This window comes from Marivirga tractuosa, from assembly GCF_042140215.1.
In the GTDB taxonomy this organism is placed as follows: Bacteria; Bacteroidota; Bacteroidia; order Cytophagales; family Cyclobacteriaceae; genus Marivirga; species Marivirga tractuosa_A.
In genome coordinates, this window is sequence record NZ_CP159478.1 from 3,395,442 (window position 1) to 3,413,833 (window position 18,392).

16 protein-coding genes are annotated in these 18,392 nt (G+C 32.9%); 3 read left to right on the forward strand and 13 right to left on the reverse strand.

The window, feature by feature from the left end:
- Window positions 1-66 precede the first annotated feature (66 nt).
- The 6 genes from ABWH96_RS15235 to ABWH96_RS15260 all read right to left on the reverse strand — a co-directional run bounded on the left by ABWH96_RS15235 (window position 67) and on the right by ABWH96_RS15260 (window position 7,212).
- Window positions 67-429 carry a DUF1987 domain-containing protein gene (locus ABWH96_RS15235; RefSeq protein ID WP_085516968.1) on the reverse strand — a complete coding sequence of 121 codons (363 nt, stop codon included), beginning with the start codon at window positions 427-429 and terminating at the stop codon, window positions 67-69.
- Between the two features lie 47 nt (window positions 430-476).
- On the reverse strand, window positions 477-1,019 hold the full coding sequence (locus ABWH96_RS15240) for a SiaB family protein kinase (protein WP_375578373.1): 543 nt from the start codon (window positions 1,017-1,019) through the stop codon (window positions 477-479).
- A 94-nt stretch (window positions 1,020-1,113) separates the two neighbouring features.
- Window positions 1,114-4,563 (reverse strand): PAS domain S-box protein, encoded by a 3,450-nt coding sequence (locus ABWH96_RS15245; protein WP_375578374.1) that lies wholly within the window; start codon window positions 4,561-4,563, stop codon window positions 1,114-1,116.
- A 28-nt stretch (window positions 4,564-4,591) separates the two neighbouring features.
- Window positions 4,592-5,416 carry a GAF domain-containing protein gene (locus ABWH96_RS15250; protein WP_375578375.1) on the reverse strand — a complete coding sequence of 275 codons (825 nt, stop codon included), beginning with the start codon at window positions 5,414-5,416 and terminating at the stop codon, window positions 4,592-4,594.
- 349 nt (window positions 5,417-5,765) lie between these two features.
- Complete coding sequence (locus tag ABWH96_RS15255) at window positions 5,766-6,359, reverse strand: chemotaxis protein CheB (protein WP_375578376.1); 594 nt, start codon at window positions 6,357-6,359, stop codon at window positions 5,766-5,768.
- A 22-nt stretch (window positions 6,360-6,381) separates the two neighbouring features.
- On the reverse strand, window positions 6,382-7,212 hold the full coding sequence (locus ABWH96_RS15260; RefSeq protein ID WP_375578377.1) for a CheR family methyltransferase: 831 nt from the start codon (window positions 7,210-7,212) through the stop codon (window positions 6,382-6,384).
- Between the two features lie 303 nt (window positions 7,213-7,515).
- On the opposite strand from ABWH96_RS15260, the gene ABWH96_RS15265 reads away from it, so the two are divergent.
- Window positions 7,516-8,856, forward strand: a complete 1,341-nt coding sequence (locus ABWH96_RS15265; RefSeq protein ID WP_375578378.1) for a saccharopine dehydrogenase family protein — start codon at window positions 7,516-7,518, stop codon at window positions 8,854-8,856.
- Here ABWH96_RS15265 and ABWH96_RS15270 read toward each other — a convergent pair.
- From ABWH96_RS15270 to ABWH96_RS15285, 4 genes are all read right to left on the reverse strand, one after another.
- Window positions 8,853-9,566 carry a tRNA1(Val) (adenine(37)-N6)-methyltransferase gene (locus ABWH96_RS15270; RefSeq protein WP_375578379.1) on the reverse strand — a complete coding sequence of 238 codons (714 nt, stop codon included), beginning with the start codon at window positions 9,564-9,566 and terminating at the stop codon, window positions 8,853-8,855. The two genes, ABWH96_RS15265 and ABWH96_RS15270, sit on opposite strands and share 4 nt — an antisense overlap.
- Complete coding sequence (locus ABWH96_RS15275; RefSeq protein ID WP_375578380.1) at window positions 9,566-12,175, reverse strand: CHAT domain-containing protein; 2,610 nt, start codon at window positions 12,173-12,175, stop codon at window positions 9,566-9,568. Before ABWH96_RS15275 ends, ABWH96_RS15270 begins: the two co-directional genes overlap by 1 nt.
- A 6-nt stretch (window positions 12,176-12,181) precedes the next feature.
- Window positions 12,182-14,152, reverse strand: coding sequence for a PKD domain-containing protein (locus ABWH96_RS15280; RefSeq protein ID WP_375578381.1), 1,971 nt, complete (start codon window positions 14,150-14,152; stop codon window positions 12,182-12,184).
- A gap of 278 nt (window positions 14,153-14,430) precedes the next feature.
- Window positions 14,431-15,417, reverse strand: coding sequence for a hypothetical protein (locus ABWH96_RS15285; protein WP_375578382.1), 987 nt, complete (start codon window positions 15,415-15,417; stop codon window positions 14,431-14,433).
- A gap of 100 nt (window positions 15,418-15,517) precedes the next feature.
- On the opposite strand from ABWH96_RS15285, the gene ABWH96_RS15290 reads away from it, so the two are divergent.
- Together ABWH96_RS15290 and ABWH96_RS15295 are read left to right on the forward strand one after the other, a co-directional pair.
- Window positions 15,518-16,099, forward strand: a complete 582-nt coding sequence (locus ABWH96_RS15290) for an RNA polymerase sigma factor (protein ID WP_375578383.1) — start codon at window positions 15,518-15,520, stop codon at window positions 16,097-16,099.
- A gap of 2 nt (window positions 16,100-16,101) precedes the next feature.
- Window positions 16,102-16,824, forward strand: coding sequence for a tetratricopeptide repeat protein (locus ABWH96_RS15295; protein WP_375578384.1), 723 nt, complete (start codon window positions 16,102-16,104; stop codon window positions 16,822-16,824).
- Window positions 16,825-16,841: 17 nt separating this feature from the next.
- Here ABWH96_RS15295 and ABWH96_RS15300 read toward each other — a convergent pair whose 3' ends face one another.
- The 3 genes from ABWH96_RS15300 to ABWH96_RS15310 are packed head-to-tail and all read right to left on the reverse strand — an operon-like array spanning window position 16,842 to window position 18,386.
- Complete coding sequence (locus ABWH96_RS15300; RefSeq protein ID WP_375578385.1) at window positions 16,842-17,321, reverse strand: hypothetical protein; 480 nt, start codon at window positions 17,319-17,321, stop codon at window positions 16,842-16,844.
- A gap of 52 nt (window positions 17,322-17,373) precedes the next feature.
- The gene (gene rnhA / locus ABWH96_RS15305) at window positions 17,374-17,823 is read right to left on the reverse strand and encodes a ribonuclease HI (protein WP_375578386.1); all 450 of its coding nucleotides are present in this window, start codon (window positions 17,821-17,823) and stop codon (window positions 17,374-17,376) included.
- Window positions 17,823-18,386, reverse strand: a complete 564-nt coding sequence (locus ABWH96_RS15310) for a MarC family protein (RefSeq protein ID WP_308347104.1) — start codon at window positions 18,384-18,386, stop codon at window positions 17,823-17,825. Before ABWH96_RS15310 ends, rnhA begins: the two co-directional genes overlap by 1 nt.
- Window positions 18,387-18,392: the final 6 nt, after the last annotated feature.

Genomic DNA, 18,392 nt, shown 5'->3' on the forward strand with positions numbered 1-18,392 from the left:
TGATAAAAATAATAGGCCATTTTTATTCATGGCCCATATTAAAAAATTAATACTTAAAAGTATTAATTAATAGGTTTTAAATTCAAAAGGAATTTCAACCAACTCTGAAAATTCTTCCCCAGCCTCTTCCATATCTTCATCATCTTCATGAAAATACCAATCAATAGTTACTCCATCAATATCTTCTAAAGAGGATAAAACATCTAAGATTAATTTTGATGAGGCCGTGTTAAAATATTCTAACTTAAAAGTAAATAATGTTTCAGGATTAGGATCTTCACCATAAGCTGCTATCCAATCCAAAATAGGCTGATAAAATTCAGCCGAATCTTCGGGTAAAGAACGACCTGAAATTTCGAAAATGCCATTTCCTTTATCTAATAATATTTTCGGGGTATCCTCTGTTCCTTCAAGGTTAATGATTTCCATATTTAATTTTATGTTTTAAATTTAAAAGTTAAACTAAAATTTAGATTTTAAAATCTTAAGATTGTAGTGGTTAAAGAAAAGAAATGAAATCCTTCACCCATATCTTCAAAGTCATATTCTAGTTTTTGACCAGACTTACGCGCCATATCTACAAAACCTAAACCTGCACCACCTTTGTTAGATAAACTATTAGACTTAATAATATCTTTGTATTTTGCTTTCAAGCCGTCTTTATCTAACTCATTGATGTCATCTATTCTCTGTTTAAGAGATTCTTTAGCATCAGTATCTACTGGATTGCCACTTGTTACTACATATCGGTCATCTTCCTTCCCAATAATAAAGATAGCTGCATTGCGCTTAGCTGAAAGTGGATTAAAATCATCTGAGTGCTTAACAATATTCTGCAAGCATTCCACCATTACATTAAAAACTTTACGCTTAATGCTTGACTCCTCACCCATAGAATCCATGTTTCGCTCTGCCATCGCTAAAACTGATTTAGTAATCTCCTGAGTAAATTCCCCCTCGTAAACCAATATTAGGTTTCTGGACAGCATGGTTTTATGTAGGTCGTATATATACTTCATGTTGTTATTAGGTTAATAAGCCGTTTCAAATTATAGCCCAATTCATTTCAAGCCTTAAATTAAATAATTTTATTTATAATTAAACTTTTCCCAGTTAAAATCTAATGCCTATTAATAGCACATCATCTGTTTGTTTGTAGTCTGCCTTCCAGTTTTCCCATGCTTCATCAAATATAATATGCATTTCGTCCATTGATTTACCATGATGGTCGACTATTGTCTGTCTCAAGCGCTTAGGTCCAAATTTTCTGTTCTGCGGCCCTCCAAATTGGTCAGGGAAGCCATCAGAACAAAAGAATACAGAATCTCCTGCTTTATATTTAATTTTATGATTATCAAAGTTGGTTTGATTTCTGTAAATACCTCCTCCAATTGGGAATTTATTTCCTTTAATTTCATCCAATTCTCCATTGGCATGCAGATAATATAATGGACGATGAGCACCTGAATACTCGATTTGATTGTTCTTCTTATCAATCTTACAGAAAGCTATATCCATTCCGTCTTTGGTGGTAGAATCATCCCTATCTTGTCTTAAAGTTGAAGTAACTCCAGCATCTAGCTTATCTAATATAACACCTGGGTCACTAATCTTTTGAGATCTTACAATATCATTCAATAAGAAATAACCAATTAGTGAAATTAATGCACCAGGAACTCCATGACCTGTACAATCAACAGCAGCAATATAAATCACATCATCTACCTCAATGTACCATGGGAAATCACCACTTACTACATCCTTCGCTTTATATAAAATAAAAGAATCAGGTAGTTTCTGTCTGATAACCTGATTATTTGGAAGAATAGCACCTTGAATCCTTTTAGCATAATTAATTGACTCAGTAATTTTCTTGTTTTTACTGGCAATCTCTAATTCAATTAATTTTCTATCGGTAATATCGTGAGAAACCACCAAAATAGACTCCAATACTTTTTCCTCGTCATATTCAGGAATAGCATTTACTTGCATTACCCTATCTCCCAATTCTGATGGAAAATCTACTTCCTCTGTAACTTTCTCATTTTGCTCCCTAACTTTTTCTAATAGCTGAGCCCAAGCTTCCACTATTTTAGGTTCTATATCGGCTTCATGTAATCCTTTTTGTATTACTTCATCAGGACGTTTGCCGGTATATCTCTCGATCATTGGGTTCACATAGAAGAACTTACCTTCATTATCGATTCGAGTAATTAAATCTATAGAGTTTTCAGATAGGGCTTGCATTTTACTTCTCATGCGCTCCTCTTGTTCCGCTCTTCTTCTTTCCGTAATATCTCTGGTATTGAATATAATCCCTTGAATGGCTGGATCTTCCAATTGATTTGAACCTGTTACCTCTACCCAAACATATTCCCCATCACTATTCATGTATTGGTGTTGCATAGTAATAGATTCATCTGGATTGTCCACTAAATGTAAGAACTGCTTATGAACTTCATCCCGTGAATCTGGATGAACTTTATCCAGCTCTGTAGTATCTATTATATCCTCTTGTCTGTATCCTAAGATTTTCTCTACTGATGGTGAGATGTAACGAACAATTCCGTCTTTCTCATAAATTGTAATAACCTCAGAAGCATTTTCAAGCAATAGCTGCATACGTTTTTGCGTACGGTTCACTTCTTCGATTTGATCCTCTAGCCTTTGGTTCGTACGCTTCAGCTCTTCCTGTGTAGCTTCCATTTCCTCAGCATTCTGTCTCAATACTTCTTGCTGTTCTTGAAGCTCTTGACTCATCGTTTGTGATTCTGCCAGAAGTTTTCGAGTTCTTTCATTTACTTTAATATTGAAGACTGTTCTAGCTATAATTAAGCTGATTTCCTCAACAAATTTAATCTGACTAGAATCGAATTTATGGAATCCAGCAAATTCTAAAACACCATAAACTTTTTGATCTGTAATTAAGGGAACAATTAATATACTGCTTGGTCTCTGATCACCCAACAAACCAGAAGTTACACTTACATAATCGTAAGGTATTTCTGTTCTCAATAAAGTATCCTGTTCAATTGCAGATTGTCCAACTAAGCCTTCAGCAAATTTAAATTGCGCTTTTAAATATTTCTTTTTGTTATAGGCATAACTTGATTTCATTTCTAGAAATAAGTTATCAGTATCATCATCATTTAGAACATAGAAAGCACCTTGAATAGCATCAATTTTTTTGGTGACATACATTAAGATTTCATCTCCAAGCTGTTCTAAATCATCATTAGATCTTAGAATTTCTCCAATTTCAGCAACACCTGTAACAATCCAATTTCTTTCTTTATCTCTTTTCTCAGCTTCTTGAATTGAATCCCTCATGTTAATCAAGGAATTACCTAAAGTATCTTCTTCAGAAATAGGTTTAAAGTCAGCTTTAAAATCTCCGTCCCCGATCTGTTTAGCAAAATTAGCTGTGTTTTTTAAGGAAGATACGTATCCATCTAATATCAAAGCCATTTCACCAATCTCATCATCAGATTTTTTAGGAACACTGTTTGGTAAAATACCTTTACCTAACAGTTTTAAAGTTTCCTTTAATGATAAAATAGGATTAAGTAATACTCTGGAAAAAATTATTGAAATAATTAAGGATAAAAAAAGTATAATGACTCCAGTGTATGTAAACTTCTTAATCAAACCATTTAGTTGTTCTTTTACCTCTGCCTCATTCACATGAGATGCAATCCCCCAACCGACAGATGGAATACCATTCCAAGCTGACAATACCTCATCACCATTATAGTTTACATCTTTTGCATACCCTTTCTCACCCATTGCGGCTTTTTGAACACCAACCGAAGTTTTATCTTTTATGGAAACTGCAGATGGCGCTAAACTATCTGCTACTTGTTTTAGGGGTGAAAGAAATAATGCTTGATTTTCATTCTGAGCTGTTAAAATACTTTCATAGGTTTCAAATTCAGTAGAATTAGTTCTAATAATTTCGAAGATTGGCTCCATATTTTTGATCAAAACTAACAAACCAGCAGGGCTGTTATAATCATCAATTAAAGGCATACCGTATAAAACCAACTCATTTTCACCATATTGCTCGGGTTTGTTAAAGGTGCCTGTATTTATTGATGAATTAAAAAAATCTTCATCCAAGCCTTTTAAATTTTCACCTTTTGAAAGTGATTCTATTGAATTATTTGAATTAAAGATTATTTCTCCATTCGTATCAGTAAGTAATACTGCATAAATGGGGTAATTCTCTGCAAATGGTCTTAATTCAGATTCTACTTGATATAAAATAGCAGTTTTTAAGCTATCCGCATTCAATGTGGTGTCTTCCTCCTGATATTTCCTAATACCAGATTGAATAGATAATAAGCCTGAAATATGTTCGGCATTGCTTATTAGACCTTTAAATTGATTATCAATTTTCTCTGCTTTTTGAGAAGTGTGAGACATCAATTTATCAAAATTCAATTTCTCAATTGAATCTCGATTCATGTTATAGGTGATAAAACTAACCGTGATAACACTTACCAGTACCACAAAAAGTAGAATTGCAGTAATTTTAGTCCCGATTTTTATGTTTTTAAACATATTGAATTCTTTGATACTAAAAAATGAATTATTTTTCTTCTGTTTCTTTTTGTTTCCCCTTGCTCAAGTCATTTGCAATTAATGCCAATGATTTTTCAACTAAGATTTCATGAGATTTACTAAACTCCTTAAAAGAAGCAATTTCTGCAACTCCCAATAGTTTTTGATCTTTCATGATAGGACATAAAATTAAATGTGCAGGATTTGATTCCCCTAATCCTGACAAAATTTTAATGTATCCTTTAGGAATATCTGAGATATTAATGAGCTTTTTTTCTTTCGCAACTTGTCCTGCTAAGCCTTCTCCAAACTCATAAGACACTGTCTGACTCTCAGGTAAAACAAAGGCATAAGCTGCAAAAAGAGAGATAATATTTTTATTTCCTTTTTTATCTGCCACATAAATTGCTGCCTGACTAGCTTCTAATTGGTCAGCCAAATAGGATAGCAATTTTTCAGCTTTTAATTTATTATCAGATTCCTTTTTAATTTTAGCATTTATCTCTTTTAACTCTTCATCAACATCCCCTTCTTCACTTTTACTGTTTTTTGCCTCTTTAGAATCTTTTTTCTCCTTAAATTTTTCAATATATACTACATTACTTTCATTTTCATCATTCTTATTGAAGAGATGCAATAATATTGCAATGAATCCTAAAAATACGGACACACCCGTGAATACATAAAGTTCATCCAATACTGGTTTTAGTTCAGGTACCTCCATTAGGCTTATAAGGTGTGTCTGATTTGCAATCCGTTCTGGAAAAATAAATAGATAATAAGCTAGCCCTATAATGCTTAATGTAAAAAGCAAGGAGGTAATAAGTGCTAAATTTTTGTACAATGCTTTCATGTGTATATTACAAATTTTTTAACGTCACCCCTATAAATCAGGGAAGGTTATGGAATTAGCTATAAATTTTATTCCTACACAAAGTAGAAAAGCTATCTTCAATTAAAATATTAAGATGCCAATAATTTATGCTCATTTCATAAAAAAATACTTATGTGGTAGAAAAAAGCCGCTTTATTTAATCCGATAATTAAAAATCAGAATAATTCTAAACTCTTTTAATTAATAAAACCACATTTTATGCGCTACGATTTTTAGTCGCTCTAATTTTAAAAAAACATCTGCTTGCTATATGCAAACATCACCAAATATATATAATTGTATTGCTTTTCAGGCAATAATTTAAAAATCATTTATACAATTTATCCAATTCCTTTAAGAATTGAATAATCTCTTGAACTTTTAAAGTGTAATCAATTTCAGTTATTTTTCTTGCTGCAGTGGGCATGGTATCAATCATACATTCCTCTGGGTCTTGTATAATAGTAAGCCCTTTTCTGTCTTTAATTCTCTTCATTCCCAATGCACCATCTTTATTCGCACCTGATAATAAAATGCCAATTAATTTATCCCTATAGTTATAAGCTGCTGTTTCTAAAGTTATATCAATTGAAGGTCTTGAATTATTAAACATTTCTTCGGTAGATAAGGCAATAGAATTGCCGAGTTCTATAGAAAGGTGATAATTAGCTGGTGCTAAATACACCTTACCTCTTTTGATATTTTCCTTATCATATGGCTCAACAACGGGCTTAATACTTTTTATGGACAATGCCTCCACAAAACCATTGCGCACGTGTTTTAATCTATGCAAGCATAGGATAATAGGTAAGCTGAAATCGGCTGGAATGGAAGATAGAATTTGGGTTATCCCTTGAAAACTACCTGCTGATCCTCCGATTACTATCGCTTTATATTTATTATCAAGATTAAATCGAGCCATTGAGTACTATTTTGTACAGACCTCAGTCTTTAATTTTCTTATAAATTTTTTCCTCATTGTTTACCACAATGAACTTATTGGCGATTTCACACCAAATTAAAGATTCCTTGGAGCCGATTACTAGGTAACCATATTTGAATAAACTTTCGTGATGCTTTTTTAACACTTCATTTTGCAGGTTTTGATTAAAATAAATCATCACGTTTCTGCAGAGAATTAAATCAAATTTATTGAAGACCACACCCTGAACTAAATCATGTTCTCTGAAAGACACATTCTGGATCAAGGATTTATCCATTACTGCTTTCCCATTTTCTTCTTTAAAGTAATCTTTGAAATTATTCTTGCCTTCAAATCGGATATAGTTTTTTTCATTTAACTCCATATTTTTCATGGAGTAATGTCCTTTTTTAGCTTTTTCTAATATAACCTTATCAATATCGGTAGCAATAATTTTAGCTTTATCAAGTATCCCCATTTCCTTTAAAAGTATGGACATAGAAAATACTTCTTCACCGGAGGAGCAGCCGGCATGCCAAATACTGATAGTATTGTGATTCAATAAGATATTTGGAATCACGTTATCCCTTAATTCTCGCCAAAATGGTGGGTCGCGAAACATTTCTGTAACGTTTACAGTAATCTCCGCTATAAATTCATCAAAAAAAGACTTATCATCCTTTAGTCTTTTGATTAATAAATCAGCAGACCCAAATTTATAGAGCTCCATTATTCGAAGTATCCGTCTTCGAAAAGAGGACATGGCGTAATTGGTAAAATCATATTTGTATTGCTCCTTTACCAATTCCGTAATGCGTCTCAAATCCGATATTTCTATATCCTGTCTATTCATGTGGATTATGCATCAGTTCTACTTAAAATCATTATACTCTTTCAATTAAAGGAAAACCATTGAAAAAACATCCTTTATGTATGTTTTATGTAAAAGTTTCTATAATTCTTCCGCTTACTTAAAAAGAATTTAAGATTATTTAAATGTCTTTAATATTAAGATTAATAAATTATATCTGCAATAATAAAGAGCTGTTCTTACAAATTGTTAGACAATTTATGATTTTCGACCAATTTTTTTGCTTCTCAGTTTTTTCTGCATTTCATATTAATAACTTTGCCCTTCTGGAAACGAAAAAAAACTATGCAAAACATTTTATTATTGGGTGCAGGCAGATCTGCTACCTCATTAATCAATTACCTTAAAAAAAATGCCGAAAAGGAAGAATGGCATATTAAAATTGGAGATTTCGATATAAACTTGGCTGAAGAAAAGGCTGGTGGACATCCCAACACATCATTTATTCAATTTGACATTTTAAACGAAATTCAAACCAAAGATGAAATAGCGAAAGCTGATTTAGTGATTTCCATGTTACCGGCCCGGTTTCACCCAAAAGTTGCCACTGCTTGTGTTGATTTGGGAAAGCATATGGTGACGGCTTCTTACAACAGTCCGGAAGTAAATGATTTGTCAGACATAGCTAAAAGCAAAAACACATTGATTTTAATGGAATGTGGTCTTGATCCAGGAATAGATCATATGACAGCTATGGAAGCAATGAACAGCATCAGAAAAAAAGGTGGGAAATTAACTTCTTTCAAATCCTATACTGGTGGTTTGGTTTCTCCTGAAAGTGATAATAACCCATGGCACTATAAATTCACTTGGAATCCAAGAAATGTTGTCTTGGCAGGACAAGGAACTGCTCGATTTATAAGAAATGGCAGATACAAATACATTCCTTACCATAAACTATTCAGCAGATATGAAAAAATTGAAGTTGCAGAATTAGGAGATTTTGAGGGCTATCCAAATAGAGATTCTTTGGCCTACAGAAAGGTCTATGGAATAGAAGAAATCCCTACTTTAATTAGAGGGACTTTCAGGAAAGCTGGATTCTGTGATGCTTGGGATGTTTTTGTACAACTGGGCGTTACAGACGATACTTACAAGATGGAAGGTCTGGAAGAAATGACAAAAAGAGACTTTATAAATGCCTTCCTAAAATATGATAAATCAACTGCAGTAGAAGATAAATTATGTGAAAGCCTTCATATCAAGAAAGATTCTGATGTATTCAAAAGATTGGAATGGATGGGGATATTTGAAGACAAGCAAGTTCCAATCACAGAAGGAAGTCCTGCTCAGGTGATGCAGGCCATAATGGAAGAAAAGATGAGCCTGGATCCTGATGATAAGGATATGATTGTGATGCAGCACCAATTTGAATATGAATTGGATGGTAAAAAATATCAATTAGACTCTTCTATTGTTTCTATTGGTGACGATCAGAAAGAAACAGCCATGTCAAAAACAGTAGGCTGGCCATTGGGTATTGCCATTAAAAACATTCTAAATGGGAATATAAAATTAAGAGGTGTTCAAGTGCCAATTAAAGAGGAAATTTATGCTCCAATTTTAGAAGAATTACATGGAATGGGTGTGAGTTTTAATGAAAATGAAAGAGAAATTGATAGCTAGAATATCGTCAAGAAATCTTTCATTAATCTGATATATGAGGGATGGAAATCATTATTTTCATCCCTCACTATTACTACTTTCTTTTCTATTTTTGATTCCACTTCTCCCCTATCGTACAGATTAAAAAGCCTTATTATTTTACTTTCCGCTTGGTGTCTTAATTCAATGCTTCTCTTGCATTGAAATCCTATTGCCTTCATTTCCTTTTCAAATAATGACATTTCATAGAAAGGAAGCATAATATGTGCTTCTCCATTTTCAGCCAAATTCAAATCTATCCCCTTAGCTAATGATGTAAAAGACAGTTGATTGGTATGATAGGCTATATTCTTCCCATGATTTGTTTGAGACTGCATGTTGTTTTGAAAAAATGGAGGGTTAGAAAATATCAAATCATATTTGTGATTTGCATTAAACCAATTAAAATCGGTAAAAATGACTTCTAATCGATCCTTCCATTTAGAATTCTTAAAATTATATTGAGCCTCTTCATAAGCTAATGGGTTTATTTCTACTGCATCAATTTTAATATCAGGATATCTTTGTGCTAGCATCAAAGATAATACTCCCGTTCCTGTACCTACCTCCAAAACTGATCTTACATTTGAATAAATCTGGAGTGAAGCAGCAAAAACCGTTGCATCAGTCGTGATTTTAGCCGGACTATTTTTCTGCTGAACAGAGAATTCCTTGAATTGAAATATGGACATTATTGCTTTTTTTGGGCTCTCCTAAATATGTAAAATCCAAACAGAAAGATGATGCCAAATAAAATGACGATGTATAAATAGTTAAAATCTCTATCTGCCTGATCACCATTATTAGGTTTTCCGTAATAGGTGAAACCTGCCCAATAATAAGGTGATTTTTCTAAATTATTAACTGATTGATCTTCTAAATATGAGATTTTAGCATTTTTAATAGCTAATGAAGGAGATTGGCTATTTTGCAAATCCTCATAAAAATGATTCATTAAATTGAAAGTGGCAAAATCATTAACTTTCCATTGGGTCATTAAAATATTTTGTACTCCTGCAAAATGAAAACCTCTGGCTAAACTCATTGGTGTTGCCCCTTTAATTATTTTCCCTACCCCTGTTTCGCAAGCACTTAAAACTACCAAACTTGCCTCAAAATTCTGAGCGTAGAGTTCTGGCAAAAGTAATACGTCATCTATAAACTCTATGTAGGCAGGAACTGAAAAGCTACCACCTGAAGCATGAGTTGAAAGATGTAAAATATCAAATTGGTTTGCATTTTTAAGGAAATTAGCTTTAGTAGCATTTGCATTTCGATCTATTTTACCTTTAAACTTATCACGAATCATTTCAGCTTCCATTTCAGAACTCTTCAAGTATCGATCTGTATTCTTATAAATAGGAAAAACTCCATAGATACTTTCTAAGCTGATTCCTTTTTGATTCTGTTGATAAAATTCTAGCGATAAATTGTAAGTAATAGTGTGATCCGTCAACCAAAACGGTATTTTACTGAAATTGCTATGGTTAATTTCTTTACTAATTAGTGCTTCAAATGGCAAAAAACTTAGCAATCCATCCGGAATGATTATTAAATTCTTATTCTTCTCATTGATTTCATTTCCTAATATCTGATTAAACCTAAATGATTGACTTACGAAATGTGGAATATCATTATTTATAAGTGATGGTGACTCAAATAATTGTATGAACCGAACCAATTCATTTTTAAAATCTTCACTAGCATTATTTTTGATCCAACTGATGTTTGATTGGTCAATTTTAAAGGAATATAAATCTTCCCCTCCAAAGAAATAGTAAAGAAGTTGAGCATCATCGGCTTGTAATTGTTTCTGCAGAGAATCAAGTTTTATTGTATTTCTTAATTCAGAATGAGAATATTTCTCATTTATTAGATTTTGCACTTCACTAATTTTAAAGCTTAATTCGATAAACTTTTGATTAAGATTTGATTCACCCTCTTCATTTGGATTTGAAAATTGCTCTCTAACCAGTTCCCCAATCAAAGATTGTTGCTCTTTCAATAACTGTTGTTGAAATTGCAGCAAACTGTCATTAGGATATTGTTCAATTAAGGACTTTCTATTTAAAGAATTTTTTAAAACCCTTGCTTTATTTTGTTCTGCATAACTTAATGCCTTCCACATTAATGAGTCGTTATCAGATTTTTGAAATTCCTGATATAATAATTGCAAACACTTTTCACTCCGTTTCCTGTTGGAGGTTTGATAAATTAATTGTGATTGTGGATCGTTAATTTTGTTCATTAATAAACCCTCAACATAAAAGCTTAAATCATAGTAGCTGAGTTTAGGATTTAATCCCTCTGAATATTGGGCATATGCATCAAAAATGTCAATAAATGTATTCTCAGGATAAAGAAGAGATTTATTCTTTCTAATTTCTTCAATTTCAATATTAGGAAGTAATAATTTGAGTGCCTTATTAAGTGATTTAAGAGCACTATCTTTTTCTAATTGAATATAATGAAAACTGGATTTCTCTACATAGAATTTAGCCAATTGCCGTGGGCTCTTTCTTTCAATTAGGCGCAATTCAATCTCTTCAAAAACTTTCCCAACAGCATTAAAATCTTTCTCCTTGAGCAATAATTGCGCTTTATTTTTAAGACTGGAAATAGATTTTTCTTTCTGATTGTTTATTCTCTCTTGAGCTTCCTCATTCATCCCAAGTGCCAATAGATTGGTGGCAATATTATTTTCAATTAGTCTTTTTTGAGCATCGGTTATATTCCCATTCTCAAGATGATTTTCCAACAATTTTAGGGCTTCATGATAATTTCCAATATTATGGTAAACCACCGATAGATTAATTATTCCTGATGTGTAAGCTTCATCATTTTGATCTGATTTGGACAATTCCATATAATGGGTAATTATATTTTCTGCATCCGCAAAATTCCCAGTTATGGTCAGTAAATTCCCAAGTGGTTTCAGACAATATTCTATAATGTCATAATTCGCTAAATCAAAATTCTTGTACAGACTCCATGCTTTTTGATAGTGCTGAATAGCATCATAATGCTTTTCATATTCTTTCAAATAATAGCCCAAATTGCAACGCAAAATTAGCAAAGCCAACCGTTCCTCATCTGATTTCAGATTGGAATAACGTTCCCTGATTTTTAATTGATAAGTATTGATTGAGGTTAATGAAGGATAATCTGCAACTAACTCATCCAAATCATGATAGATGCTATCACTTAAATTTTGAGCAGTGGTCTTAAAAGAAAATAAACAGATTAATAAAACAGATATTGAGAAAATTAAAGATAACCTGCCAGACAATTCAAAAATCATAAGCTATTAAAATTTCCAACTAGCATAGAACTGCCATTGATGAGTAGGTGCTGCAAAATAAAGATGGTAACGAATACCAACACTTGGCCCAATCCTAACTTTTCCAACATTCACATCCAAGAAAGCCGCACTATTGAAATTAGTGAATGTATTACTGATAGTTTCTTGTTCAAAAGTATCTTGCTCAGGATCTCTTCTTTCAAAATCTTCAATCTCCACTACCTCTGTATATTCACCTATTGTTTCCCTTTCTTCTTTAGACCGAATATCCCATTTCACCTGTAGTCCAGCACCTACTGCTAAAAAATCTGTTAAATTATATCGATATGAAGTAGGCACTAAATAAAAACTCAAATTTTGAAATTCTGATTGTTGCTCATAATCATAAACTTCAGTAAAAAATTCATCTCTTTGAATTCTCTCAGTATAAGTCCTGTTGCTGGTAAAATTATTGGAACCAATCATGACTTCTGATTGCCAATACCCTTTATAGGCCTGATAACTAGATAATGTGGCACCAAAAAACCATTCATTATAATTTTCAAGGCTCCCAATTCGCATAACTCCTGCTTTTATTCCAACAGAAATCCCAGGTCTAAAACGAGTGGTCGCATAGTTAGTGATAATAGGTTCATTTTTATCAAAATAAATAGCCGTCTGGCTTTGAGTCTTTTGCTTCTTGATTTTACCTTTTAGCGGAATTTTATAGCTCACAAAGCCTTTAGTGGAATCATAAGAATTCACTCCTTTTTGATTGCTTCCTGGCAGATAAATATTCTTAAATGTAAAAACGATCTTATTTTCCAAAAAGGTAGTATCGAGGCAACTGTATGCCACATCTTCTTCGGGACAAATCTCACACTTTGGATAAAAATCTAAAAGTTCAATTTCCTTATGATCAAATATTTCAGGAACATCAGTTTCTAAACGAACAGTATTTGCAGGACCCTCTCCATTATTTTGAAACTGAATTTTATACTTAAAATTTTTCTGATTCCGATTTCTAAAATCCATTAAATTGGCATTTGTGGTCATCTTATTAGGATCATGAGAAGTTACAATTTCCATCTCCATTTCCTTAACACTATGATTCGCAGAATTAGAATTTGGAACATACACACTTCTAATACTTATAATGGCACTGGTGTCTTTCAGCATTTCAGGAGTAGTTCTTAATTGAAAGAAAATATTTCGCTCTTCTCCTGGCTCGAAATCAGAAAATCCAATTTGCTTCATTTCTTTAAATTCCTTTTTAGAATCTTCAATTTTCTTTTTTAGTGCCTCCTGATCGGTAGTATCCTGAATTAGTATGGGGGGTTTAAATGAAACCTCTTCATTTGATGCCAACATAGATTGGAAAGGATTAGTATCTTTTACCGCAATTCTATCTTCAGTTACAATGGGATATTCACCATGATGAGTCCTAACATCTGTTAATTGAAAATTATCAGACTTATACTTAGATTCATTATAAAAAAAATACAGCTTACCATCCATTAATTCATCATATGGATTTTTATAAGTTAAAACCACTACTAAATCTTCATTTGGAATGGGTTCTCGGTTTTTAGTGAAATCTATGATATCACCTTCATTCAAAAGAGAAGCCGAAGCATTGGATTCGGAACTTACAGTATCAATTTTTACACTTTCAGGTCTGGTTGTAGGAGTTTTACCAGCATCATAATTATTCGTCACCCACAGTTTTACATCATAAACCCCATTCTCTTTATAAGTATGTGCTGGTTTTTCTTCCTGACTAAATTCACCGTCTCCAAATTCCCAGAAAAATGTATAATATCCCTTGGGAGCCCCTGATATTTGAATTAAAGGAGGAGTATCTACATCAAAATGGACACTATTCCCTTTTACAATAGATTGAATTTTTGCTTCTCGATTAAGTGTATCATTTTGAAGCATTTGCTGGGACAAACAAATTTGCGAGCTGATAAGAAAAAGGAAAATAAATTTATACATGGACATTTAAGGAATTAGGCTCAATTTTGAAATTAATAAATTATCGGACAAAAAAATAGAATTTATCGATTAATAATACTTTTGTAATTATAGGTTATGCTTGAAAATTCCTTCTTCTCTTTCTTAAATACTCTACTACAAAAGACCAGGGAAACACAAACCATAATAAAAAGTAAAAATACCCACTTAGATTTCTTATTTGTATAAAACATGATTTAGACTTTTAAATGAGAAATGGCATTGCAATATTCTTGCAAAGCCATTTCAATAATTAGTTTCTATGGCAAGGCATCGATAGCATTATAAACATCGCTCTCAGTGCCAATTATAAAATCATCCTCTTCAAAAGTATATACATCACCATCTTCAACTGTTTGAGGCTGAATTGAATATTTCCATTCACCATCTTCTTCCGTTACAAAGATTACATGCATTTCCAATCCAATTGGAATCTCACCATAGTGCTCTGAAAAAGAATTAGCATTCTCATCGAAAGTATCTAACTGAGCTAATGCATAAGGCTCTCCATCATAGTATAAGTAAACTGAACTATTTTGAATATGATAACCATCAGGAACTATTACTTCTAAGGTTGTTTTCGGTCTTGGGTCATTGTAAAAGCGGTCAACATTAGTCCATCCAAAACCTGACAGAAAACTGTAATATTGATCACCCTCTACAAACAAGTTGCCTGCTCCATCAGCACCACCTCTATCTTCATCCCAGGCAAGGTTATCATTGTCATCAATTTGGCCATTCCAAAGGGTCATTTCTTGATCAGGTCCCCCTGTTAGGTCAGTAGGTATTACTAATTTCATATGATTTGAAATTTCCAACTGATCTCCATTTTGAGTAACATTAATATAAAACTCACCTCCAGAAATCAATAAAGCTTTACTGCCACTCTCTTTAAGCCCCATAGTAGGCTTGTTAGTAGTTACCATGCTACCTGCATCAAATATTTCAATAAATTCTAAATCTACTGTACCTGTAACATCCTCACCATTTAATTTCAATGTCCCTTCAAATATCTCAAGTGCTACTCCCTTTTCTGATTCGAATTGAATTCCATCCTCTGCTTCAAACTGCGCCTCCTGTCTGATCTGATCAATAGCTGAGGTTTGGAGCTGCCGAAACTCCTCAGTAGTGGGCGCTTCAATAATTTCATCGGGTACAACTTCATTTACGTCATCCTCATTATTGCACGCGTAAAATGATACCATTGCCAAAAGGCAGATTGCGAATAAGTTTTTTAAATTTTTCATAGTCATTTATTTTTTTGATTCGCCCTTATATCAACAGTACTTATGAGTTGTTACCCCCATTTGATATATTTTTTTTACTTTCGTATAAAAACCCCTCATTATGCCCGTGAAAAATCATCCTGATCAATTTTATATTGAAGGAATAAAGCAAAATGACAGCAAAATCATTAGGGAAATCTATGATCGCTTTTCAGAGAAAGTCATTCACTTTATTTGTAAAAATAGCGGCAATGAATCTCAGGCAGCAGATATTATCCAAGAGGTTTTAATTACCATTTTTAAACAAGCTAAAAACAGTGATTTGACCTTAATCTGTCCTTTTGATGCCTATTTTTTTCTGCTTTGTAAAAGAAAATGGCTCAATGAATTAAAAAAGAATAGTAGAACACAGGTAACAAGCGGCAGTGAACATTTATCTATAGTTGATAATGCTTCAGAAGCAGCAGAGGAAACAATACTTCTCTCAGAAAAAGAAAGTTTGTTTAATGAAATGTTTCAAAAGCTATCAGATGCATGCAAAGATTTATTGAAAGCTTCTTTTAAAATTAATAATATGGAAGAGGTAGCCAAAAATCTAGATATATCGTATGCCTACGCCAGAAAGAAAAAATCATTATGTATTGGAAAGCTTACTGAACTAGTAAGGTCATCTCCAAAATACAATTCAATTAAAAAAGACTGAATATGAAAGACCAAGACTACCAAATATTCGAATCTTACCTCATGGGTGATTTACCAGAAGATGAGGTGATTACACATGAAAAAAGACTTCAGGAGGATCAAGATTATAAAGAGTCTTTTGAAATTTACAAATCATTAAACCAGCATCTAGAAAATAAATATAAAAATGAGGAGAAATTAGAGCAGTTTGAAAATTCAGTTTCTGATATATCTGAAAACTATTTTGCTTCCAGAAAGAAAACAAAATTTGCTTGGGTGAAAATGGCAGTAGCTGCTTCCATAATAATCGCAATTGGTTTATATTTTCTATTAGGTGAGATATCCCAGCCTCAATACCAGGAAATTGCACAAATTCCAACCATCCATTTAACAGAGAGAAGTGTTGATGGAGAAATTTATTTGCAAGCTGAAAATGCTTTTAATCAAGAGCAATATTCAGAAGCAATCAAATTATTTAATCAGATTCTTGAAGAAGATAATCAGAATCAATCAATTAGCCTATACCAAGCTATTGCTTATATGGAAATTGATTCAACAAATAAAGCTAAAAAATTGTATGATAACATTATTCAGAGAGAAAATGCCTACAGTGAAGAAGCGCTATGGTATGCAGCTCTTAATGAATTAAAAAGAGAAAATTATACGGCTTGCGAAGAGTATTTATTAAAAATAAGCCCCTCTGCAAGCCGCTATGAAGATGCTAAAAACATTCTTGAAAATTTATAAAATGTAGGCAGGGCTTTTTAAAAATAGAACCTGAATGATAATCCTCCACCAAACCATAAACGAGGATCGGGTGCAAAATCTAAAGAGGGTTTCATATCGATTCCAATTACAAAGGGAATTTCTGTCAATGTATATTCTAAACCTAAAATTGCGTCTAACCCAAATGTGAAGCCTCTACCTCTATCATTAAAATAGTAATTAGGACGGGCAATTTCACCATCAAAAGCACCTATATGACCACCGGCACCATAGTACCAATTCAAATAAGGCACATCAAATGCATTGGCATGCCTTTCATATAAGCCAGTAATTTCAAAACCACCCCTGTAACCAGATAATAATCCCTCTAAGGCATCTGTTTTATTGATAAAATGTTTTCCTGTGATGGCTGTTGGAAAACCTCCTCTGAAACCAACTGCAGTTTTATAATCCTGGGCAAAAACGCTGCTTGACCCAATTAATAAAAATACTAAAATTAACAATTTCAAATTTCTCATAAACCTAAATTTTATTCAACAACTGCTGCAAACGAAATAAACATTATTCTGTTTACCTGTTTTCAAAACCTTCATCAATTAGGTGAGGACCATTTTCTGCTTTAGCAACTGCTAATCGATCGCAACGCTCATTATCAGGATTTCCTGCATGACCCTTCACCCAATGGAAGTGTAAGTCATAACCATTTGAAACCTCCAAATATTGCTTCCACAAATCAATATTTTTCTTGCCCTTAAAGCCTTTTTTAACCCAACCAGACAACCAACCCTTTGTGATAGAATCAATTACATACTTTGAATCGCTGTAGATATGAACAGGATATTTTTTAGTTTTTAAACTTTTCAAGGCTACGATAATGGCCAGTAACTCCATTCTGTTATTAGTCGTTTTTCGATATCCAGCTGAGATTTCTTTTACTTTTTCTCCAAAGCGTAATACAATACCATAGCCTCCAGGACCTGGATTTCCTAAAGCAGAGCCGTCTGTATAAATGGTAATCATTAAAAGAAGTTTTTAAATAGTTTGATAGAGATTGCCAATAGAATAATCCCAAATACTTTTCGCAATATACTAAATCCTGCCTGCCCGATTTTTCTCTCTAACCAACCACAAGTTTTTAGGACTACGAAAACCAAAATCAAGTTAATCACCACTCCTATTATGATATTGTAAGTTTGATACTCTGCCTTTAGTGAAATTAAAGTGGTCATGGTTCCAGCTCCTGCAATGAGTGGAAATGCTATCGGCATAATGGAAGCACTGCTAGCAGAAGCTTCCTCATGTTTAAACAAAACAATACCTAGCACCATTTCCATACCGATTAAGAACATCACAATGGCACCTGCAATAGCAAAGGATGCTACGTCAATTCCAAAAAGCTTTAGAATGGACTCTCCTAGGAAGAGAAAAACAATCATAATGACACCTGCCACTATCGTAGCTTTTCCAGATTGTACATGACCTAATTTTTTTCTTAGGTCAATCACAATAGGTACGGAACCTAAAATATCTATCACTGAAAATAGAATCAATGACACTGAAATAATTTCTTTAAAATTGAGCATATTGTA